The 21229-nt window shown below is 58.3% G+C and carries 22 protein-coding genes; 12 read left to right on the top strand and 10 right to left on the bottom strand.

Translation table 11 applies throughout. The annotated features are described in order from the left end of the window. Positions 1–10 precede the first annotated feature (10 nt). Entirely contained in the window at positions 11–1267 is a 1257-nt protein-coding gene (locus tag I9H09_RS14910; RefSeq protein WP_024669826.1) for an OprD family porin, read from the bottom strand. Positions 1268–1516: 249 nt separating this feature from the next. On the opposite strand from I9H09_RS14910, the gene I9H09_RS14905 reads away from it, so the two are divergent. After that, positions 1517–2404 carry a DMT family transporter gene (locus I9H09_RS14905; protein WP_005893533.1) on the top strand — a complete coding sequence of 296 codons (888 nt, stop codon included), beginning with the start codon at positions 1517–1519 and terminating at the stop codon, positions 2402–2404. A 501-nt stretch (positions 2405–2905) separates the two neighbouring features. On the opposite strand, the gene I9H09_RS14900 is transcribed toward I9H09_RS14905, so the two are convergent. Further along, the gene (locus tag I9H09_RS14900; RefSeq protein ID WP_054991252.1) at positions 2906–4234 is read right to left on the bottom strand and encodes an MFS transporter; all 1329 of its coding nucleotides are present in this window, start codon (positions 4232–4234) and stop codon (positions 2906–2908) included. 619 nt (positions 4235–4853) lie between these two features. Here I9H09_RS14900 and quiC point away from each other — a divergent pair. Beyond that, positions 4854–6761, top strand: coding sequence for a 3-dehydroshikimate dehydratase QuiC (gene quiC, locus I9H09_RS14895; protein WP_122347169.1), 1908 nt, complete (start codon positions 4854–4856; stop codon positions 6759–6761). A gap of 103 nt (positions 6762–6864) precedes the next feature. Next, positions 6865–7536 carry a TetR/AcrR family transcriptional regulator gene (locus I9H09_RS14890; RefSeq protein ID WP_024690510.1) on the top strand — a complete coding sequence of 224 codons (672 nt, stop codon included), beginning with the start codon at positions 6865–6867 and terminating at the stop codon, positions 7534–7536. Positions 7537–7539: 3 nt separating this feature from the next. On the opposite strand, the gene I9H09_RS14885 is transcribed toward I9H09_RS14890, so the two are convergent. Next, positions 7540–8394 carry a shikimate dehydrogenase gene (locus I9H09_RS14885; protein WP_054998182.1) on the bottom strand — a complete coding sequence of 285 codons (855 nt, stop codon included), beginning with the start codon at positions 8392–8394 and terminating at the stop codon, positions 7540–7542. A gap of 182 nt (positions 8395–8576) precedes the next feature. Between I9H09_RS14885 and I9H09_RS14880 the strand changes: the two genes are divergently transcribed. Further along, positions 8577–9467, top strand: a complete 891-nt coding sequence (locus tag I9H09_RS14880) for a pseudouridine synthase (RefSeq protein ID WP_122313432.1) — start codon at positions 8577–8579, stop codon at positions 9465–9467. Between the two features lie 77 nt (positions 9468–9544). On the opposite strand, the gene I9H09_RS14875 is transcribed toward I9H09_RS14880, so the two are convergent. Further along, positions 9545–9766, bottom strand: coding sequence for a YgdI/YgdR family lipoprotein (locus tag I9H09_RS14875; protein WP_005893516.1), 222 nt, complete (start codon positions 9764–9766; stop codon positions 9545–9547). A gap of 101 nt (positions 9767–9867) precedes the next feature. Then, complete coding sequence (gene mobA / locus I9H09_RS14870; protein WP_122347170.1) at positions 9868–10467, bottom strand: molybdenum cofactor guanylyltransferase MobA; 600 nt, start codon at positions 10465–10467, stop codon at positions 9868–9870. Between the two features lie 75 nt (positions 10468–10542). On the opposite strand from mobA, the gene moaB reads away from it, so the two are divergent. The 3 genes from moaB to I9H09_RS14855 all read left to right on the top strand — a co-directional run bounded on the left by moaB (position 10543) and on the right by I9H09_RS14855 (position 13315). Further along, positions 10543–11082: a molybdenum cofactor biosynthesis protein B gene (moaB, locus tag I9H09_RS14865; RefSeq protein ID WP_122323691.1), complete on the top strand. Its 540-nt coding sequence runs from the start codon at positions 10543–10545 to the stop codon at positions 11080–11082. A gap of 6 nt (positions 11083–11088) precedes the next feature. Continuing rightward, positions 11089–12300, top strand: a complete 1212-nt coding sequence (locus I9H09_RS14860) for a molybdopterin molybdotransferase MoeA (protein WP_122323692.1) — start codon at positions 11089–11091, stop codon at positions 12298–12300. Between the two features lie 88 nt (positions 12301–12388). Beyond that, positions 12389–13315 carry a glycosyltransferase family 2 protein gene (locus I9H09_RS14855; RefSeq protein ID WP_122347171.1) on the top strand — a complete coding sequence of 309 codons (927 nt, stop codon included), beginning with the start codon at positions 12389–12391 and terminating at the stop codon, positions 13313–13315. Positions 13316–13356: 41 nt separating this feature from the next. Here the strand turns inward: I9H09_RS14855 and I9H09_RS14850 are convergent, their stop codons facing one another. Continuing rightward, on the bottom strand, positions 13357–15165 hold the full coding sequence (locus I9H09_RS14850; protein ID WP_024669832.1) for a monovalent cation:proton antiporter-2 (CPA2) family protein: 1809 nt from the start codon (positions 15163–15165) through the stop codon (positions 13357–13359). A 255-nt stretch (positions 15166–15420) separates the two neighbouring features. Between I9H09_RS14850 and I9H09_RS14845 the strand changes: the two genes are divergently transcribed. Continuing rightward, positions 15421–15609, top strand: coding sequence for a hypothetical protein (locus tag I9H09_RS14845; protein WP_003366968.1), 189 nt, complete (start codon positions 15421–15423; stop codon positions 15607–15609). Positions 15610–15645: 36 nt separating this feature from the next. Here I9H09_RS14845 and I9H09_RS14840 read toward each other — a convergent pair whose 3' ends face one another. Together I9H09_RS14840 and I9H09_RS14835 are read right to left on the bottom strand one after the other, a co-directional pair. Continuing rightward, positions 15646–16047: a Fe2+/Zn2+ uptake regulation protein gene (locus I9H09_RS14840; protein ID WP_236502386.1), complete on the bottom strand. Its 402-nt coding sequence runs from the start codon at positions 16045–16047 to the stop codon at positions 15646–15648. Positions 16048–16256: 209 nt separating this feature from the next. Then, on the bottom strand, positions 16257–17297 hold the full coding sequence (locus tag I9H09_RS14835) for a FecR family protein (RefSeq protein WP_053932241.1): 1041 nt from the start codon (positions 17295–17297) through the stop codon (positions 16257–16259). Positions 17298–17515: 218 nt separating this feature from the next. Here I9H09_RS14835 and I9H09_RS14830 point away from each other — a divergent pair, with 218 nt between their 5' ends. The 4 genes from I9H09_RS14830 to map all read left to right on the top strand — a co-directional run bounded on the left by I9H09_RS14830 (position 17516) and on the right by map (position 19980). After that, entirely contained in the window at positions 17516–18547 is a 1032-nt protein-coding gene (locus I9H09_RS14830) for an Ldh family oxidoreductase (protein ID WP_122347173.1), read from the top strand. A gap of 102 nt (positions 18548–18649) precedes the next feature. Further along, positions 18650–18847, top strand: coding sequence for a hypothetical protein (locus I9H09_RS14825; protein WP_005893496.1), 198 nt, complete (start codon positions 18650–18652; stop codon positions 18845–18847). An 87-nt stretch (positions 18848–18934) separates the two neighbouring features. Next, positions 18935–19192, top strand: coding sequence for a ParD-like family protein (locus I9H09_RS14820; protein ID WP_005893494.1), 258 nt, complete (start codon positions 18935–18937; stop codon positions 19190–19192). After that, complete coding sequence (map, locus tag I9H09_RS14815) at positions 19189–19980, top strand: type I methionyl aminopeptidase (RefSeq protein ID WP_122347174.1); 792 nt, start codon at positions 19189–19191, stop codon at positions 19978–19980. The genes I9H09_RS14820 and map overlap by 4 nt, the downstream gene beginning before the upstream one ends. Positions 19981–20054: 74 nt before the next feature. Here map and I9H09_RS14810 read toward each other — a convergent pair whose 3' ends face one another. Together I9H09_RS14810 and I9H09_RS14805 are read right to left on the bottom strand one after the other, a co-directional pair. After that, positions 20055–20291: a DUF6555 family protein gene (locus tag I9H09_RS14810; protein WP_005893490.1), complete on the bottom strand. Its 237-nt coding sequence runs from the start codon at positions 20289–20291 to the stop codon at positions 20055–20057. Between the two features lie 232 nt (positions 20292–20523). Next, the gene (locus I9H09_RS14805) at positions 20524–21225 is read right to left on the bottom strand and encodes an endonuclease (RefSeq protein WP_122323694.1); all 702 of its coding nucleotides are present in this window, start codon (positions 21223–21225) and stop codon (positions 20524–20526) included. Between the last annotated feature and the right edge of the window lie 4 nt (positions 21226–21229).

Below are 21229 nucleotides of genomic sequence, written 5' to 3'. Positions count from 1 at the left end.
ATTTTTCCGATCAGAGTAACGACAGTGGGTAACTGACAATGACGCGGTTCTCGTCGAACTGATTGGTGTTGTAGTCACGGCGCATGGTCGAGTTGCGCCATTTGAGCGTCAGGTTCTTGAACGTGCCGCTCTGCAACACATAAGCCAGCTCGGTCTCCCGCGCCCACTCTTCGCCATCGGTGATGGCACCTGTATGGACGTTCTCGCCGCTGATGTAGCGGTTCATCAGGGTCAAACCGGGCGTGCCGAGCGCCGCAAAGTCATAGTCGTGACGCAGTTGCCAGGATTTTTCCCGGGCGTTATCGAAGCTTGAATTGTAACTGTCGTTGGCCAGCGTGCCGCCGCTGGTGCCATTGACACGCATCCACGCGCTGTCGCCACTGACTTTCTGCAGGCCAACGTAGAATGTGTTGCCGCCGTGTTTCGCAGAGAGCAGGGCGGACCAGGTCTTGTTATCCAGATCGCCAGCCAGTGACCGACCATCGTCCTTGCCCTGGAAGTAGCCGAGGTTGGCGCCCAGCGTCCAGCTGCCCAGAGGCTGACTGTGCAACAGGTTGACGTATTGCTGATGGTAGATGTCTTCAAGTTCGGCGTACCACACTCCGACCTGGGTACGCTTTTCGTTGAATACGTATTCGCCGCCAGCGAAGTTGAAACGGTCAGAGGTAAAGCCTGTGCGACCGTTCATGGACATGTCTTCCATGCTGGCGTCATTGCGTGGGCTGTTGCCACGAAACTGCCCGCCGTACAGTGTGAGGTTGTCGATCTCCTTGGAGGTTATCTGACCGCCCTGAAAGGTTTGTGGCAGCGACCGACCGTCGTCGGAGCGCAGGATGGGCAGCACGGGCATCCACTCGCCGACCTTGAGTTCGGTTTTCGAGAAGCGCGCCTTGCCTGCGACCGCCAGCCTTCCAAAATCATCGGCCGGACGCCCGTCGCTGTGTATCGGCAACAATTGGGTGCCCCCCGTGCCTTTGCCACCATCGAGTTTGAGCGAGTACAGCCCCAGTGCGTCTACGCCAAAACCGACTGTGCCCTGAGTAAAACCTGAACGGGCGTCGAAAATGAAATTCTGCGTCCATTCCTCGGCGTAGTTCTGCGAATTGGCCGGGTCCACGAAGTTGCGGTTGATGTAGAAGTTGCGTAGGTTCAGATTGACCTTGGCGTCCTCGACAAACCCGGCAGCATGGCTGGTCATCGGGGAGAGGGCCGCAGCGATGGCCGCAGAAAAGCCGCAAACGATTTTGCAGGAGGGATTCGAGCGCATGGAACAGACCTTTTTTGTAGTTATCGAGTCGTTGTAGCTGGTCATGATAGTGAAAGGCCCGGGTGTTGGCCGCAATTGTAAAAGTGCTGTTCAGGGCGATAATCGAACGGTAATGAACCAGTTGGAACATTTTGTTCAAGACGTTGCAGCGGTATGTGCGATGCTTCCTGATTTGCATGATACATGCAGCGTATTACGTTGCCTCCCGCGTCAGGGCAGGCTGCTACACACTTTGAACAAGGAAGTGCAATGAGCATTGCCAGTACGCCGTTATCCGGCGTCAATCGACCTCTGAAAGGGATCGGCTTCATTCTTCTGGCGACTTTTCTGTTTGCCAGTCACGACACGCTGTCCAAATACCTGTCCGGTTTTTACCCGATCATTCTTGTGGTCTGGGCGCGATATCTGGTCCACACATTGCTCATGGCCTGCATCTTCATGCCGTCGGCAGGGTTCCGTGTTCTGCGCACCAAACGGCCCGGGATGCAAGCTTTGCGGGCGCTTGCGCTGTTGGGCACCAGCCTGTTGTTTACCAGCAGTCTGATGTTCATCCCCCAGGCAGAGGCGACGGCGGTCAACTTCCTCGCGCCGCTGCTGGTGACGGCATTGTCAGTGCCGCTGCTGCATGAACGAGTGACGCGCGGGCAGTGGATAGCGGTGGTCGTGGGGTTTGTCGGGGTGATGATCATCATTCATCCGGGCGGTGAACTGTTCACGCTGGCGATTCTGCTGCCGCTGTCGTCGGCCTTGTGTTTTGCGCTGTATCAACTCCTGACGCGGCTGGTGAGCCCATTTGACAGTCCGACCACCAGCAATTTTTTCGCCGGGCTGTTCAATACGCTATTGATGAGCGCGCTGGTGCCATTCTTCTGGGAAGTGCCAGCACTCAAGCACTTGCCGTTTCTGCTGGCGCTGGGCGCATGCGGCATGTCTGCCCACTTGTTGCTGACTCAGGCGTTCCGCTTCGCCGCCCCGGCCATGCTTGCGCCGTTCAGTTACTGCCAGATTGTCTTTGCAGGGCTGCTGGGTTATCTGGTCTTCGACCATACGCCATCCCCGACCGCGCAGGCCGGCATCGCCATTATCTGTCTGAGCGGACTGGCGGCGGCATGGCAACAGCGGCGTAAGGGCGGGTGAGTTCTGGTACTAAACCTTGATCGACGCCTATGGCAATCTTCCGCGTTCGCATACGATTTGTGACGATCTCCGCGTTTAATAGCGGTTCTGCGATAAGAGTTGGATGTGTGACTGGCTCAGGTCACCTTTTCGCCCCTCGGCGAGTTACTTTGATGAGGCCAAAGTAACCAAAGCCTTTCGCTCCTGTTTCCGGCCCGACTTCGTCGGGTTCCTTCGCCCTGACACTGATCCGGGGGTCGCCGCAACGGGCCATCCATGGCCCGGTGCGGCTAACTCGGCGTCCTGCCGAGTTACCCCCGGATCAGCGCCAGGACTCAGCCGTCACTAACGTCGCACTCTGCGTCGTCAGTGCCATCGCCGATCAAAAAAGCTAACCTGAGACCTAAAAAAATTTCACTGACGTCGCAGCGCTGTATGACGCAGAGCGTCACGAAATGCATCCCCACGCGGAGCGTGGGGGCCATAGCCATGTGAGCAGGGCTTTTTGATGGTGTCAGGCGATTACTCGCTGAGCGTCGGAACCTTGCGGGGGGCCATGAAGTACAGCCAGAGCAGCGCGATGAAATACATCGCCGGGATCATCGTGAACAGCACGTTGTAATTATTGTTGGTTGCCGTCAGCACGGCACCGACGATCTGAGTCATGAACATGCCGCCAATGGCCGCACACATGCCGCCGAAGCCGAACACTGTGCTCATCATGTGCTTGGGCGTGTAGTCCATCACCAGGCTCCAGATGTTCGCAGTCCATGCCTGATGCGCGCCGACGGCCAGGGAAATCGCCAGCACCGCTACCCACAGGCCGCTCGCGTTGGCAGCGAACACCACGCTGCAGATCGTGATAGCGAACACCAGCATCGACACCAGCCGTGCCTTGGTTGCCCGCATGCCACGCCCGATCAGCCAGGACGACAGAATGCCACCACCTACACTGCCGAAGTCAGCGGTCAGCCAGATCAGGATCAACGGGATACCCATCTGCGTCACGCTGATCCCCAGGTTGTACTGCTGATTCAGAAACGGCGGCAGCCAGTACAGGTAGAACCAGAATACCGGCGCAGTAATCGCGTACGCCAGAGCGAACGCCCAGGTGCCGCGCATCTTCAGGATGCCTGAGAAGGGCACCTTGACCGGCTCTGGCTCGACTTCCTGATTGATGTAATCCAGTTCGCTTTTGCTGACCGTTGGATGCTCTTCAGGGTTGTAGTACTTCAGGCGCCACATGATCACCCAGACAAGCCCCAGCGAACCCATCGCCACGAACGCTGCCTGCCAGCCCCATACCGTCAGAATCAGCGGCAGCAAGGCAGGAGTCAGCATGGCGCCGACGTTGGTGCCGGCGTTGAAGATGCCGGTCGCGACGGCGCGCTCACCGGCAGGGAACCACAGGCGTGTGGTCTTCACGCACGCCGGGTAGTTGGCGGCCTCGGTCAGGCCCAGAATGAAACGGCAGACCATGAAGCCAACTGCGGAAGTCGCCAGGCCGTGCGCGCCGGTTGCCAGGCTCCACAGCAGCACTGCCAGGAAGAAAGCGCGCTTGACGCCGACTTTGTCGATGAAGCGACCTTGCAGTACGAAGCCGACTGCATAGCCGACCTGGAACCAGAAGTTGATGTTGGCGTAGTCCATCGCCGTCCAGCTCATTTCCTTGGCCAGGATGGGCTGCATGACCCCGAGCGCTGCCCGGTCGATGTAGTTCAGCGTGGTGGCAAAAAAGACCAGGGCAAGCATGCCCCAGCGGGTCTTGCCCACGGCGAGTGCGCCGCGAATCTTTTCACCCATCCCGGCACGGGCGGCCTGGGCGACAGGGTTGGTCTGGGTATTGAGCATGATGATCTAACCATCCGTTCCAGGACTGTGCTGCTGGCAACAGTCGGACTGAGAAGTCCACTCGATGCAGGCGTTGTGCAGGTAAAAGTGACGTCGTAGAACCGGGTTTCGCCGAGCCGGTTGAAGTTCAGGCTTTCAGCGAAACGATTCGTCGGGCCGACAATTTACAGGTTGAGCCGCGCAAGTGCTTTGGAATGTTTCAGGCGGAGCGAACCGCGACCGGATTATTGACCGGAGGCGTTCGTCGGGCATGACGTGTGGCCGGATGGGCGAGCGGGCTTTCAAGCGAGGCGAAGAGGGAGCGCATGAGCAAGGTTCCTGTTGTTTGAATTGTTATGGGTTGCTGCTGATGAAGCGAAAAATCAAAACGTCTGGCTGTGGGGCTATCCTGCAATGTGACGCTGATGTTGAGCATTGCGCGGTACAGCGTCAATTGACTAAAACGGCTTCTGTTCGATAATCGAACGTAAAACTAACCAGTTCGTACACTTTAGGTTGCTGTAGGATTTTGACAGGCAAATACTTTATCCGCACCTCTGAATAAGGCCGGGAAAGGCCGGGATGCGGTGCAGTCCAGTCGTGACCCGATCAGGTCGCGTTCACCCAGGAGCTGAAAAGCATGCAGCGTTCAATTGCTACCGTATCCTTGAGCGGTACTCTGCCCGAAAAGCTCGAAGCCATCGCCGCAGCCGGCTTTGACGGCGTCGAGATTTTCGAAAACGATCTGTTGTATTACGACGGCAGCCCACGCAACGTCAGGCAGATATGCGCTGATCTGGGCATTGCCACCACCCTGTTCCAGCCGTTTCGCGATTTTGAAGGCTGCCGCCGCGATCGTTTGCAGCGCAACGTGGATCGTGCCGAGCGCAAATTTGACCTGATGCAGGAGCTGGGTACCGATCTGGTGCTGGTCTGCAGCAATGCGTCTGCCGATTCGGTGGGCGACGAAAACATTCTTCTCGACGACCTTGGGCTGCTGGCCGAGCGTGCCGGTGCCCGCAACTTGCGGATCGGCTACGAAGCGCTGGCCTGGGGCAAGCATGTGAATACCTGGCAACAGGTCTGGAACCTGGTGCGTCAGGTCGATCATCCAGCCTTGGGCGTGCTGCTCGACAGCTTCCACACCTTGTCGCTGAAGGGCGACCCCAGCGCTATTGCGCAGATCTCGGGGGACAAGATTTTCTTCGTGCAGATGGCCGATGCGCCGATTCTGGCGATGGATGTGCTGGAGTGGAGCCGTCATTTTCGTTGTTTTCCGGGGCAGGGCGAATTTGACCTTGCCGGGTTCCTCGCGCCGATCCTGCGCAGCGGCTACACCGGCCCGCTGTCTCTGGAAGTGTTCAATGACGGCTTCCGCGCCGCACCAACCCGCGCCAATGCGGCAGACGGTTTGCGCTCGCTGCTGTATCTGGAAGAAAAAACCCGTCAGTTACTGGCGCGCGACGAGCCGGAGGCGGTTCCCGAGGTTCTGTTCAATCCGCCGCCTGCCAGCACCTACAACGGTGTCGAGTTTCTCGAGTTCGCGGTGGATGAAACCCACGGTGCTCGTCTCTCGGGCTGGTTGCAGCGGTTGGGTTTCGCCAAACTGGGTCAGCACCGCTCTAAGGCGGTCAGTTTGCTGGGGCAGGGGGATATCAAAATTGTCCTGAATGCCGAACCTTATTCCTTTGCCCACAGTTTTTTCGAGTCCCACGGGCCGTCGCTGTGTGCCACTGCTTTGCGGGTCGATGATGGTCATCAGTCGCTCGAGCGCGCGCGTGCCTTCAAGGGGCAGCCCTATCGCGGGCTGGTCGGCCCCAACGAACGGGAGATCCCTTCGGTGCGTGCGCCGGATGGCAGCCTGATCTACTTGGTCGACAAGGCGCTGCCCGGCGATTCTATCTACGACAACGATTTCGTCGTTGATCCGAAGGCGGTTGCCAAGGGCGGTTTGCAGCGTATCGATCATATGGCCATGGCGCTGCCAGCCGACAGCCTCGACAGTTGGGTCCTGTTCTACAAAAGTATTCTGGATTTCGAGGCTGACGATGAAGTGGTACTGCCCGACCCTTATGGACTGGTCAAAAGCCGCGCCTTGCGCAGCCGTTGCAGCACCGTGCGCCTGCCGCTGAATATTTCCGAGAACCGCAACACGGCTATTTCCCACGCGCTGTCGAGCTATCGTGGCTCCGGCGTGCATCACATCGCGTTCTCTTGCGAAGACATCTTTGCCGAGGTCAGTCGCGCCAAGGAAGCTGGCGTACCATTGCTGGATATTCCGCTCAACTACTACGATGACCTGGCGGCGCGCTTCGATTTTGACGAAGAGTTTCTCAGCGAGCTGGCGTACTACAACGTGCTGTATGACCGGGATGCGCAGGGTGGCGAGCTGTTCCACGTCTACACGGATGCGTTTGACGGGCGCTTCTTCTTCGAGATACTGCAGCGCAAGAATGGTTACGTCGGCTATGGCGCGGCCAATGTGCCGGTGCGTCTGGCTGCCATGGCCAAAGCCCGCAATGTTGCGGCGCGTCAGGCGCGTTTGTAAAAGCGCTGCCAGACAGGCTGTGAGTGGCGTGTGTCGCTCGCAGCTTCCTTCGCTTGCCGACGGGCTTCATACTTCGCGCATTACTCGTGTTCATGAGCCAATAATGAAAACAATCGACTCCGCCGTCGCCATCGGGCCTGCCGCCGTTTTGCCGAAGGGGCGCAAGAACAACCCGGAAAAAACCCGTGAAGACATCCTCAAGGCCGCTGTCGCCGAGTTCGTTGCCCACGGACTGACCGGTGCGCGCGTCGATGCCATCGCCGAGCGCACCAAAACCTCGAAACGGATGATCTATTACTATTTCGGCAGCAAGGAGCAGCTGTATGTCGAGGTGCTGGAAAAACTCTACGGCGCAATTCGCAATACCGAGAGCCAGCTTAATCTTGCTGAACTCGAGCCTGTCGAGGCGATTCAGCGTGTGGTTGAGTTCACCTTCGATCACCATGACAACAACGTCGATTTCGTGCGCATCGTGTGCATCGAAAACATCCATTACGGCGAGAACGTCAAGCAGTCCGATTCTATCCAGGCCAAAAGCCAGAACATCATCAAGGCACTGGACGGCATCCTGCGGCGCGGTGAAGCCAGTGGTCTGTTTCGCGAGGGGGTTAACCCGGTAGACCTGCACTTGATGATCAGTTCGTTCTGCTTTTACCGGATATCCAACCGCCACACGTTCAGCGAGATTTTCCAGATCGAGCTGTGGAGCGAGGAGGTCAAACAGCGTCACAAGGCAATGATTTGCGACGCTGTAATGCGTTACCTCAAGCGCTGAGGCCTACAGTGTATGGAAGTGCGCCATCATGCGGCTGGCATCGGCTGACTGGCCACTGAACAGCTCGAAGGCCTTGACCGCCTGAAACACCGCCATCGTACTGCCATCCAGCGTTCGACAGCCCAGCGCTCGAGCCTGCCTGAGCAGCTCGGTCTCAAGCGGGAAGTAGATGATTTCCGCGACCCATAGCTCGGCACGCAGCAGTTCCACCGGCAATGGCGTGCCGGGCAGTTTGGCCATGCCGACCGGCGTGGTATTCACCAACCCATCCGCCTCGGCCATTGCGGCAGGCAAGTCGATGCCTACCTGGGCACGTCCTGCCCCGAAATGACCGTTCAGGTTGTCTACCAGCCCTTGCGCACGTTGCGGGTCTACTTCAAAGACCGTCAAGCGCTCGACCCCCGCTGTCAGCAGTGCATGAGCCACCGCAGCGCCCGCGCCACCTGCACCCATTTGCACGACCCGCTGGCGTGCAGCGTGTTCCAGACCGCGCTGGAAACCTTCAGCAAAACCCAGGCAATCGGTGTTGTGGCCGACACGCTTGCCGTCCTTGAAAACCACAGTGTTCACTGCACCGATGCCACGCGCTTCGTCGGACAGTTCGTCCAGCAGAGGGATGACCGCCTGCTTGCAGGGGAAAGTGATATTCAGGCCGGTAAAGCCACAGTGCTGAGCGCTGTCGACGAGCTGGGGCAGGGCGCTGATATCCAGCTGCAACGTGTCGATATCGATCAGGCGATACAGATAGCGCATGCCTTGTGCATCGCCTTCGTGCTCATGCATGGCGGGCGTTCGCGATGCTTGAATGCCAGTGCCGATCAGGCCGGCCAGTACGGAGGTGTTTTCAGCGTGGGTCATAAAATACGTCTCTTGTTTTTGTGGCGCTGCCCGATCCTGGCAGTTGTTGAACAGAATGTACCAGACGGTTAATAGTGTCGCAGTCGACCAGCGAACGCCACACAGCGATGTTGTGCGGTGATCGCACCAATCAGCGATAATCCTTGTCCAGCCGCTTCAGACTCAAGAGCCAGAGCCCCAGCATGTCCGATTCCGCCTTCAGCGCCACTCAGCAACAAGCCAGCACTCTCTACCTGCCGCCAGGCTCATGGGCCACGGTGCTGGATTGCCTGTGTGCGAAATTTACCGCCATCAGCCGCGAACAGTGGCTGGACCGAATGGCACGCGGACGGGTTCTGGACGCCGATGGCAAGACGATCACAGCAGACCTGGCGTATCGGGAAGGGCTGAAAATCCACTACTTTCGCGAAGTGCCCAATGAGACGCCGATCCCGGTGCTCGAAACCATCCTCTATGCCGACGACCATTTGGTAGTTGCCGACAAGCCACACTTTCTGCCTGTAACACCGGCTGGCGAATATGTCGAACAGACGTTGCTGCGTCGTCTGATCCATCGCCTCGGCAATCCCGATCTGGTGCCGCTGCACCGCATTGACCGGCACACGGCGGGGCTGGTGCTGTTTTCAGCCAATCGGCAGACCCGCGCGGCTTATCAGACGTTGTTTCCTACGCGACGTATCGACAAATTTTACGAAGCAATTGCCCCGGCGCTGCCTGATTTGGAGTTCCCGCGTCTGCACGAGAGCCGTCTGGTCGAAGGCGAGCCGTTCTTTCGCATGCAGGAAGGGCCAGGTGCCAGCAATACGCAGACGCACATCGAAGTGCTGGAGCGGCAGGAGCAACTGTGGCGTTACGGGCTGCACCCGGTGACCGGCAAGAAGCACCAACTGCGCGTGCACATGGCAGCATTAGGCGCTGCGATCTGTAATGATCCCTTCTATCCCGACGTGATAAAGGACCCGCAGGACGACTATCGGCAACCGCTGAAACTGCTCGCCAAACGCCTGCGCTTCGTCGACCCGCTCAATGGCGAACAGCGTCAGTTCGAAAGCCTGTTGAAACTCGACTGGTAAGCCGTACAGGCTGAAATTGCAGGCCAAAAAAACCCGCACTCGGCGGGTTTTTTCGAATCAGTCACGTTACATCCGGATTACAGATCCTTGATGGTACGTACCTGATCCTTGTTGATGCGGGTTTCTTTGCCATCAAGCTGTTTGAACTCGTAAAAGCCCGAGTCATCGTACTTCGGAGTATCGACTGACTGGATTTCACGACCATCGTTCAGAGTGATCACAGTGGGCGATGCGCAACCGGCGAGGGAGGCGATGCTCAATGCAAGCAGGAAGGCAGCGGGGAGGGTCCGTTGTTTCATTACTGTGTCTCCAGATGGATTCTTGATTACTGAACTCTCAGACGTATATGCCGTCCGCAAGTTCCGTATACACCGTGCGAGAGCTCAATAACCACTCACTTTCAGCGGTGTTCATTGATCCCTGCCAATAGACAGGGAGTGTTCAGGTTTGCCAGACGCGGGTCATCGGCTTCCAGTTGCACCGCAACCGGTTGCAGTGACTCCATTGCCCTCCGTGGGCTGCGTTCGCCGGTTTGCCATGCGGCTTCCAGCGTGGCGGCACAAGCGATGGGGATGATACATAAAAGCGGCTGCCAGTGCTGACCTTCACGCACCATTACGGGTCGTTGCGGGTGCTCGAGCGATTTTTCGCGTAGCGCCTGCAGCAATGGCCCGTCGATCCGAGGTACGTCACAGGGCAATACCAGCAGCCACTGGTGGCGAGCAAGCGGCAGGGCAGCGCGAATCCCGGCGAGAGGGCCATTGAAGTCGGTGTCGTCATCCTCGACGACCTGATCGGCGTACTGCGCATAACGCTCTATGTTGCGGTTGCAGGAGATGATCAAGTCGTCAGTCAATGGTCGGGTCAGGCCCTGCAAGTGCTCGATCATTGCCTTGCCCTGCCATTCGATCAGGCCCTTGTCGCGTCCACCCATACGCTGCCCGCGTCCTCCGGCGAGCAGCAGGATAGAGCAGGTAGGCAGTGCGGCACGGACATTCATCAGACACTCGGCGGGCAGTCAAAAGGAGTGCTGTGATATAACACCGGCCTGTTTCCTTAACAACTGGATGAGGCCATGAAAGCCAAGGCTGACACACCTTTCGTACCCCTGAATATCGCCGTGCTGACTGTCAGCGATACCCGTACCCGTGAAACCGATACATCGGGTCAGATGTTTGTCGATCGTCTGACCGAAGCCGGTCATGGCCTGATCGAACGCGTGCTGCTCAAGGATGATCTGTACAAGATCCGCGCCCAGGTAGCGACCTGGATTGCCGATGATCAAGTGCAAGTCGTGCTGATTACCGGCGGCACCGGCTTCACCGGCCGAGACAGCACGCCCGAAGCCGTGGGCTGCTTGCTGGACAAGCAGGTTGATGGTTTTGGCGAGCTGTTCCGGCAGATTTCAGTGCCTGATATCGGCACTTCGACCATTCAGTCTCGCGCCTTGGCCGGGCTGTCCAACGGCACGCTGGTCTGCTGCCTGCCGGGCTCGACCAATGCTGTGCGTACTGGCTGGGACGGCATTCTGGCCGAACAACTGGACTCGCGCTTCAGGCCGTGCAATTTCGTGCCACACCTCAAGCAGGCCGAACCCTGCGTAACCCGTGGTTGAGTGCCGATGATCAACGAGCCAAAAGCCCTGTTGCCGGTTGAAGATGCCATCGCCCGATTGCTGGCGATGGCCGATGCCACACCGATAACCGAACGTCAGCGCGTGTCGCTGGCCAATGCCGAGGGCCGGGTGCTGGCGGTGGACCTGGTCTCGACGCTGGATCTGCCGCCGTGGCCTAACAGTGCGATGGATGGCTATGCCCTGCGTGAGGCGGACTGGAGCGGAGAACCTTTGGTGGTCAGCCAGCGCATTTTTGCCGGTCAGGCCCCCGAGCCATTGGCCCCCGGCACGTGCGCAAGAATCTTCACCGGCGCACCGATGCCTGAGGGCGCTGACTGCGTCGAAATGCAGGAAAACGCCGAGGTGCTTGCCGATCATCGAGTGCGCTTCAGCGAGCCTCTCAAGGCCGGGCAGAATATCCGTCCGCAAGGTCAGGAAACCCTGGTCGGCGATACCGTGCTGGCGGCGGGTACGCGGCTGGGGCCTATAGAGCTGGGGTTGGCAGCCTCGCTGGGGCTGGCCGAACTGGACGTGATTCGTCGCGTGCGGGTAGCGGTGCTGTCCACCGGCGACGAGCTGATCGAGTCTGGTCAGCCGCTGGGGCCAGGGCAGATCTACAACAGCAACCGGGTGTTGCTGTGCAGCTGGCTGGCGCGCCTGGAATGCGAGGTCGTCGATGCAGGCATCCTGCCGGACGATCTGCCGAAAACCCGCACTGCGCTGGCGAATCTGCACGATGTCGATCTGATTCTCTCCACGGGCGGTGTGTCGGTGGGCGAAGCGGACTTCCTGGGTCATGCGTTGCGTGAAGAGGGCGAACTGACGCTCTGGAAACTGGCGATCAAACCTGGAAAACCTCTGACTTTCGGTCATTTCCGTGGTGTGCCGGTGATTGGCCTGCCTGGCAATCCTGCGTCCACACTGGTGACGTTCGCTTTGCTGGCGCGCGCTTACCTGCTGCGTCGACAGGGTGTGATGGACGTTGCACCGCTGAAGTTTCCTGTGCCGGCCGGGTTCATCTGGACGCGCCCCGGCAATCGCCGCGAGTACCTGCGTGGTCGTCTCGAGCAGGGCAAGGCCGTGGCTTACCGAAACCAGAGTTCCGGGGTACTGCGCAGCGCTGCGTGGGCTGATGGCCTGATCGAGGTGCGCGAAGGCACGACAGTGGCCGAGGGCGACTGGGTCAATTTCATTCCATTGAGCGAAGTGCTGGGCTGAGTGCGTCGAATGGTGGGCCTGGTGCGCATGAGCTACTCTCAACAACGCTGACAGATTGGGCAACCGGACTTCGCCCTGGAGTATTGTTATGGCGTCACTGAGAGTGGCTTGTGTCATCCCGACCTACAATGGACGCAAGGATCTGGAGCGGCTTCTGGATTCGCTGGCCACGCAGACTGCAACCTTCGACACGCTGATCGTCGACTCCAGCTCTTCGGACGGCACTCTGGAGCTGGCGCAATCGCGATGTGCCAACGTGCTGCGCATCGACAGCAAGGACTTCAATCACGGCGGCACCCGGCAGATGATGGTCGATCTGCATCCCGACTATGACGTCTATGTCTACATGACCCAGGACGCCTACGTCGAAGACATCAATGCCATTGCCAATATCCTCCTGCCATTCGCTGACCAGAAAGTCGGTGCGGTCTGCGGCCGGCAATTGCCGCACAAGAACGCCAACCTGCTCGCACAGCATGCAAGGCTGTTCAACTACCCGCCGACTTCGCAGATCAAGACCTTGGCCGATGCCCGCACACTGGGCATCAAGACACCATTCATGTCCAATTCGTTTGCAGCCTATCGGGGCGAAGCGTTACGGGCGATCGGGGGCTTCCCTCGGCATGTGATCCTTTCCGAAGACATGTACGTCACTGCCAGGATGCTGATCGATGGCTGGAAAGCTGCCTACGAAGGTTCTGCCGTATGTAGGCACTCCCACAATTACAGCCTGCGCGAGGAGTTCTGTCGGTACTTCGACATCGGCGTGTTTCAGTCCCGTGAGGCGTGGATCTACGAGACGTTCGGAGGCATCGGCGGCGAGGGCATGCGGTACGTGAAGTCCGAACTGAAATTCCTCGGCCCCCGGCGCATTCTCTGGTGGCCCATGTCGTTTGTGCGCAATGCGCTGAAGCTGCTGGCTTACAAGCTGAGTAAGCAGGAAAGGCGGCTGCCCCGAGGCCTGAAGAAAAAGCTCGGCATGTACAAGCGCTATTGGGACAGTCCTTACGCCTGAACCACCCCGGCGCCGGACGCTGAACGCCCGGTGCCAGTGCATCAGCCTTTCGCGGCTTCCTCGTCCAGACGATCAGCTTCGAACAATTGCGCCAGGTCGGCCCTGGCTTCGCGAGCGGTCTGCAGCACCTTGGCGTCGTCGTCATACACCTCGTGCTGGGCTGCCAGCACCTGTTCATCGTGACGCTTGAAGCGACTGATGCGCGCATCAGCCTGTGCCTCGGTCAGGCCCAATCCCATCAAGGTCTGACGGCTCATTTCCAGGCTTGAATAGAACGTCTCGCGCACAGCATGCGCGCCAATGTCCATCAGCCGATGAACGTGCTGGCGGTTGCGTGCCCGGGCGATGATTTTCATGTGTGGATAGAGCTTGCGGATCAATTCGGCGGTCTTGATGTTGGTATCCGGATCGTCAGTGGCGATGACAAAGTACTCGGCTTCACCGACCTTGGCGGCGCGGAGTATTTCCGGGCGCAGCGGGTCGCCATAGAACACCGGCACGTTGCCGAAACTACGCGAAAACTCGATCGACTCCACAGCGGTGTCCAGCGCAATGAAGGGGATTTTCTGCGCGCGCAGAATTCGCGCAACAATCTGTCCCATGCGGCCCATGCCGGCAATCACGACCCTGGGTTTATCGGTCTGGATGTCGCGATATTCGTCCGGTACGTCCACCACCCTGGCTTTCGGTTTGATCCAGCGTGCCAGGGCAATGAACAGCAGTGGCGTGACTGCCATCGACAAGGTGATGGTCAGTACCAGCATGTCGTACAGTTGCGCCTCGAACAGCCCTTGCGCGCTGCCAATCTTGAACACCACAAAGGCAAACTCACCCCCGGCGGCGAGTACCAGACCCAATTGCAGCGCACTGCGACTGCCGAGGCCGCCTGCAGTACGACCGATCAGGAACAGCATTGGCAGTTTGATGCCGATCAGCAACAGCGTCAGGCCCAGCACTGCCAAAGGCGAACTGAGCAACAAGCCGATGTTGGCTCCCATGCCGACGCTGATGAAGAACAGGCCCAGCAGCAGGCCCTTGAACGGTTCGATCTGCGCTTCCAGCTCGTGCCGGTATTCGGAATCGGCCAGCAACAGGCCTGCGAGAAATGCACCCAGGGCCATGGAAACACCCACCAGCTCCATCAGCCATGCTGTGCCCATCACCACCAGCAAGGCAGTGGCAGTAGAGACCTCCTGAATCCTGGTCTTGGCGACAATGCGAAACACCGGGCGCAGCAGGTAACGCCCACCGATCACCACAATGGCGATGCTGCCCAGCACGCGCAGGCCATGATTGATGCTTTCGCCAGTGTCCATTGCATGATCGGCCCCGGCCAGAAACGGCACCATCGCGATCAGCGGGATCGCGGCAATGTCCTGAAACAGCAGAATGGCAAACGCCATGCGACCGTGCGGGCTGTTCAGTTGCTTGCGCTCGGCCAGGCTTTGCAGACCGAATGCGGTGGACGACAGGGCGAGGCCCAGGCCCAGCACAATCGCTGTATTCAGCGGCTGGCCGAAGCCATACAGCGCGACTCCGCCGATTACCAGACCGGTCAGCAGCACCTGCGCCATACCGACGCCGAACACTGATTTGCGCATGACCCACAAACGCTTGGGCGAAAGCTCCAGGCCAATGATGAACAACAGCAACACCACGCCGAGTTCGGAGATGTGACTGACGCTCTCGGTGTCGCCGATCAGCCCCAGCACCGACGGGCCGATGATCACGCCGGCGAACAGATAGCCGATGACCGCGCCCAGCTTCAGGCGCTTGGCAAGCGGCACGGTCAGCACCGCCGCGAGCAGAAACACCACTGCGGCCTGTAGCAGGCTGCCTTCATGCGGCATGTAAAACTCCTTGGTAATGATTGGACACAGTATTGAAACAGGGCGGTATTAAAACATGTGAGTTTTACACGGCAATGCTCATCGCAGCATGACAGTAATCAATGCCGTTGATGAAAGAAGGACAGGAAGGCGCAGGATCGGTTGCAAGAGAGGAGGCAGGGACGGCGGGCGATGCGATTCGTCGTGCATCGGCGTAAGCTATGCGCGCAAACAAGCGGCGCCAACTGCCCGTTCATGAGCTTCAAGGAAACTGTTATGACCAACAAACAGCGTTTGATTTACTCGATTCTGATCGCCCTTGGCGTTCTGGCGATCATGCTTGGCTTGTCGCATCTGCAGAACACCGGTGCTATCACCGAAAAGACCTTTCAGTACATCGCAATCAGCGTGGCGGTACTGGTCGTGATCCTCAACGGGATCATGCGTCGCAAGGTAAAGCGTTAGGTTCTGTGGCAAGCGATCAGGGCAGGGCAGACCCGTTTATCGCCCGGAATCCTTCGCTTCGCCCAGCCATTCCCTGGCGCGAGGATGCAGGCTATAGGTCTTGTCATCATTGAGGTTGATCACGCCTTCGTCGCACAAGCGCTTCAGCACCTCGCGCACACTTAGAAACGAGAGCGGTACATCAAGTCTCAATAACTGGCTGTGTACACCCCGTACCCCCAGCGGCTGACCTTCTTCGCTCGACACCAGAAGCGCATCCAGCACCTTGAGCCTGACCAGACTGGTGCGCAGGCCGAAGCTTTTCAGCAAGGTCCGGATGTGCTCATTGCCGGGCCGTTCGGCCTCCAGGGCAGGTGACTGTGACTGTGACTGTGACTGCGCAGCCAGCGCTGTTTGCCGCAGCAGGGTGCGAGTAGTGATTCCTTGGCGATTGAACATCCACAAACTCCTTTTCAGGCCTTTTAAACAATCTCAGTTACTAAGACGAACGAGCACGGCAAAACCTCAGTTTTCGGATGAAAAAGTTTCTGCGCAGACGTCCGCCTACATGCTGCGTCGTTTGGTGGGGTCAGGTTAGATGAAGACTGGCGGGCCACGCAGGCGATTCATCCGGTTGTTCAGAGAACGTTGGGAGGCTCTGCCTGAGATCAGCCCTTCGGGGCGTCGAACACACGGCGGTTGAGCACCGGATTGCCGTTTTGGTTGCGGGTCACATAGAGCGGCAGCACTTTGGGCAAAGAACTTAGCAAGTTCGACAGGTCGTCGGTGTTGTAGCTGCCGCCCAGACGCATGGCCCCTGTGGCGCTGTCTGCCAGCAGAATAGGCGTTTGCAGATAACGGTTGATCAGAGGCAGCGCCTGACTGAGGGGCAGGTCGTTGAATATAAGCTTGCCATTGCGCCATGCCAGGCTCGCATCCTGTGCAGGCGTCTGGCTGATCAGAGGCGTATCGTCTCCCGCCTTGTAGCTTGCTTGCATGCCAGGATCGAGATGATGGCTGGAAGCCGGGTGCGTGCGGTCGCTGTTGACCTGAACCGAGCCCTCGACCAGCGTGACGCGTACTTGATCCTGATACATCCATACATTGAAGCGCGTTCCTGTGACCTCGATGCTGCCTTGACCAGCATCGACCACAAACGGGTGTGTGGTGTCGTGGCTTACTTCGAAAAACGCCTCGCCACTCTTCAGCGTCACGGCGCGTCGATTGCGGTAATTGGCATAGGTGAGTTCGGTGCCCAGATTCAGCTCTGCGCGGCTGCCGTCAGCGAGGACCACCAGGCGCGTGGCGGCACTGGCGTTGTAGGATTCATAGCTGTCCGGCAACCATCCCTCATACCAGCCTACGTAACTGGCAACCGGCACAGCCAGTGCAATGACTGCCGCCGCAGCTGCACGCTGCGTCCAGCGTTGCTTGCGGTGTTGCCTGGAGCGTGAAACCGGCTGGCCAGCCTGCGCCGACCCGATCGAGGCAATCGGCGCAGGGTTGAGCGGCTCGATCTGTCCGGTAATGTCCCAGACCTCGTTCATCGCCTGATACTCGACTGCATGCAAAGGATGCGCTACCAGCCACTGATCAAAGGCTTTTCGTTCTGCGTCCGTGCAGTCATCAGCGTGCAGCCGCATGCACCAATGCGCCGCCGCATCGGTGATCGCATCGTGTTCTGCCTTGCTGAAGAGAGGGTCGCTCATGGGCGCTCCGGCCGTTACCGTTGGCGCATTCTACCCTCGGATTTCATGGAGAGAGAACATTCACTGGCCATTACTCATCGACACCCGATGTATTTCCGTGTGAATGCAAGCGGCTCTCATGCACTGTCTGCTGGGGCATTGGAGTGGCCGTGCTGCATCGTCAGCGCTACTCTCCGGTCATATGAACCTCACCTCAATGCCTTTGCCGGGAGCTACAGATGCAAGCGATGACAACCGACGAGCCCGCTTCAACTGTCTCGTTTTTGCAACTGACGGACCTGCTTCGTCGCATCTTTCTGGCGCACGGAACATCGGCGCAGGTGGCGCAAGTGCTTGCTGAAAACTGCGCCAGTGCCCAGCGCGATGGCTCGCACAGCCACGGCATCTTTCGAATCCCCGGCTACCTGTCTTCGCTGGCCAGCGGCTGGGTGGACGGCAAGGCCGTACCGGTTGTCGAGGATGTGGCGACCGCCTTCGTGAGGGTCGACGCCGGCAATGGCTTTGCCCAGCCGGCGCTGGCGGCGGCCAGATCGTTGCTGATCGACAAGGCGCGCAATGCCGGAATTGCAATCCTGGCAATTCGCAACTCTCACCATTTTGCGGCGTTGTGGCCGGATGTCGAGCCTTTTGCCGAGCAAAATCTGATTGCCTTGAGCATGGTCAACAGCATGACCTGTGTCGTGCCTCACGCTGCGCGTCAACCCTTGTTCGGCACCAACCCTATTGCCTTCGCGGCGCCGCGTGCCGGTGGCAATCCGATCGTCTTTGACCTGGCAACCAGCGCCATTGCCCACGGCGATGTTCAGATAGCCGCTCGTGAGGGGCGATTGCTGCCCGAAGGGATGGGGGTCGATCACGCCGGATTAGCCACCCGCGACCCTCGCGCCATTCTCGATGGCGGTGCGCTTTTACCTTTTGGCGGGCACAAGGGGTCTGCGCTGTCGATGATGGTCGAGCTGCTGGCGGCAGGGCTTACGGGTGGCAACTTCTCGTTCGAATTCGACTGGTCGGCGCATCCCGGTGCGCAAACACCCTGGACAGGCCAGCTGCTTATCGTCATTGACCCCGACAAAGGCAGCGGTCAGCACTTTGCCGAGCGCAGCGAAGAGTTGGTGCGACAGCTTCATGGGGCAGGGCAAGAGCGTCTACCGGGTGATCGACGTTACCTTGAGCGGGCACGCTCCATGGCCCAGGGAATTCCTGTTAGCCAGGCTGATCTCGAACGGTTGCAAGGGCTGGCAGGCAAGTGAGCGAGTTACACATTCGCTGACCATTCGTCGCGATGAGTCTTGTGCAAGGGCGTTTATCTAAATACTGTATGCATGAACAGTAAAGAATGAATGAGGTCTGTCATGTCCCTTGACTCAGTACAAAGCCAGGTTGCCCAACCCCATCGCACGCTCTCTGCAATGAACGAAATGCAGCGAGAAGATTTCCTGAGGCTGGCAGCTGCGTTGCGCCAGTTCAATGCCTACGAGCCCGAGGTTTCGATCGCCATCGCAGCTGCCCGTTCCGGGTCCGATTATCGGCAGATTGGTACAATGGAATAGGTTGTCAGCTTTCGGTCGCGGCAAGTCCCGTGTTGATCATGAGTATATGAAGCGTATATGATTCATATATTCAATTTGAGGTGAAACATGGGCCTGGTAAAAATTTCTGAACACATGCACGCCAATCTGCGCTCTGCCAGTGTCGCGCTCAGCCGATCCATCAATGCGCAGGCGGAGCACTGGATGCGTATCGGCATGCTCGCTGAACTGCATCCCGCACTCGATTACAGCGAAATCTGCCAGATGCTGATTCGCATCGAAAACACAGGTGACACTGTATTGACGACTTCTGCCTTCAATGTTTCAGAGCTCTCCGACTCGCGCCGTTCCAAGGCAGCCTCATGAGCAGTGCTATCGGCATCAAGACCGAACGGGACCTCGTGCAGTTGCGTATAGCCGGAAGGCTGGCGGCCGATGTACTTGCGATGATCACGCCTTACGTCAAGGCGGGTGTCAGCACTGAAGCGCTCGATGACATCTGCAACGAGTACATCGTCAAAGAGCTGAAAGTGATCCCTGCGAATGTTGGCTATCACGGCTTCACCAAAACCACCTGCATCTCACCCAATGCTGTGGTCTGTCACGGCATACCCTCGGCCAAGGATATTCTGAAGGATGGCGACATCGTCAATATCGACGTCGCAGTCATCAAGGACGGCTGGTACGGCGATACCAGCCGCATGTATCTGGTGGGTGAGGTCAGCCCTCTGGCAAAGCGTCTCGTCGAGACGACCTATGAGGCGACCCGCGCGGGTATTCACGCGGTTCGTCCAGGTGCAACGCTGGGGGACATCGGTTATGCCATCCAGAGCGTCGCACACCGTGAAGGCTTCAGCGTGGTTCGCGAATATTGCGGGCATGGCATTGGCCGCAAGTACCACGAAGAGCCGCAGATTCTGCATTACGGCACTCAGGGCAAAGGTTTGAGACTGAAAGAGGGCATGGTGTTCACCATCGAGCCAATGATCAATGCCGGCAAGGCAGGCACCAAAACGCTGGCGGACGGCTGGACCGTTCTCACCAGCGATCTTTCGCTGTCTGCGCAGTGGGAGCACATGGTCGCAGTGACCTCTAACGGTTTTGAATTGCTGACACCCTGGCCTGACGGGACGGGCGATTACCCTGCCATCTAGCCTGCTTGGAGGCGTCGAGTTGCACGCATGAATAATGGCCTTTTAAGGCCATTATTTTTGGCTGACAGAAGTGATCAATACTCCAGCGTCGACCTCTTCCAGCGCACTTGCGTGATGCCGAGGCTTTCGGCTTGCAAGGTGGCAATGCGCAACGGGCCTGCAGATATATTGCCACTGACCGTCCCGACGCCCGCATGCAGCGTCGCACAATGCAGTGCGTCATTTTGACAGAGTTGCCTTGTCTGATGCAGGAAGGATCGTGGCTCTCCATTAAACTGGTAATGGATTTCAAATTCCATTTGATGAATCATCGTTCGCTGCCTGAAGGTAGGTGTTGCGCCATATTGGATGGAACTGTCGATGGCATAGCCAGAATGAGAAAACTCTTTCAGCCGAACACCACGCTCTTGTAGCTTAGGACGAAAAGCGTCGAGCTCAATGTTCAAGTTAACAGTTGTCCGATGAGTGGCCCGAGCGCCTATTCAAATGAATTGCCTTTGCGCTCGGGATCATCTTTGTGGGCGTGTTTAGCCAGCATTTCGCCTATTTACATGACTTCAAATCAACCGGCCCGACAAAGTCGTTACCGCGTCCCATGACACAGGCAACTTGCTGGTTGCGTTGACGCTCCCATACCTGAGGAGGATAGGTCTTGTCCCAGGCCTCATACAGCTGTCGATCCTGACGAGACAAGCGCAGGTTGTATTGCTTGCTCATGTAGAAATAGGTGCGAGCGATCATGCCGCGTATCGACGGCCTGGGCATGACCTTTTTGGCCTTGAAATCCACTTGGGTCAGGCATGAGCCATACTGACCCTTTTTCTCGGGAACCCAGCCAAAACTGAAGTTGCTACGGTCGCCGTTTACTTCGCCAATGCTGGGCACCAGGTTGTGCAGATCGGCTTCGGCACGTTTGTAGACAGCGTCATTTTTTGTGCAATTCTTGCGTCCGCCGTTTTGCCAGCATTGACGCAGGTGGCCGATCTGCCAGGCAGGCACGATATGCTCCCATTCAATTCGGCTGGCGCGCTTGGCGCTCTTGCGCGGAACATAGCCACAGCCGGCGAGGTCAACCCGCTTGCCGGAGTATTTGCAACCACAATAAAACTCGGTCGATTGCGGAGCGTACAGGCCCCAGGCGACTTTTTTCGCTTCGCTGAAGGTGCGCGGGGCGTCGGCCTGGGCTGTGAATGAAGCGCTGATGAGCAGGGTGGTGCAAAACAGGGTAGAGAATCTAAACGCCATGCCG

The organism is Pseudomonas tremae (genome assembly GCF_023278125.1).
In the GTDB taxonomy this organism is placed as follows: Bacteria; Pseudomonadota; Gammaproteobacteria; order Pseudomonadales; family Pseudomonadaceae; genus Aquipseudomonas; species Aquipseudomonas tremae.
This window is presented reverse-complemented; position numbering and strand designations above follow the sequence as displayed.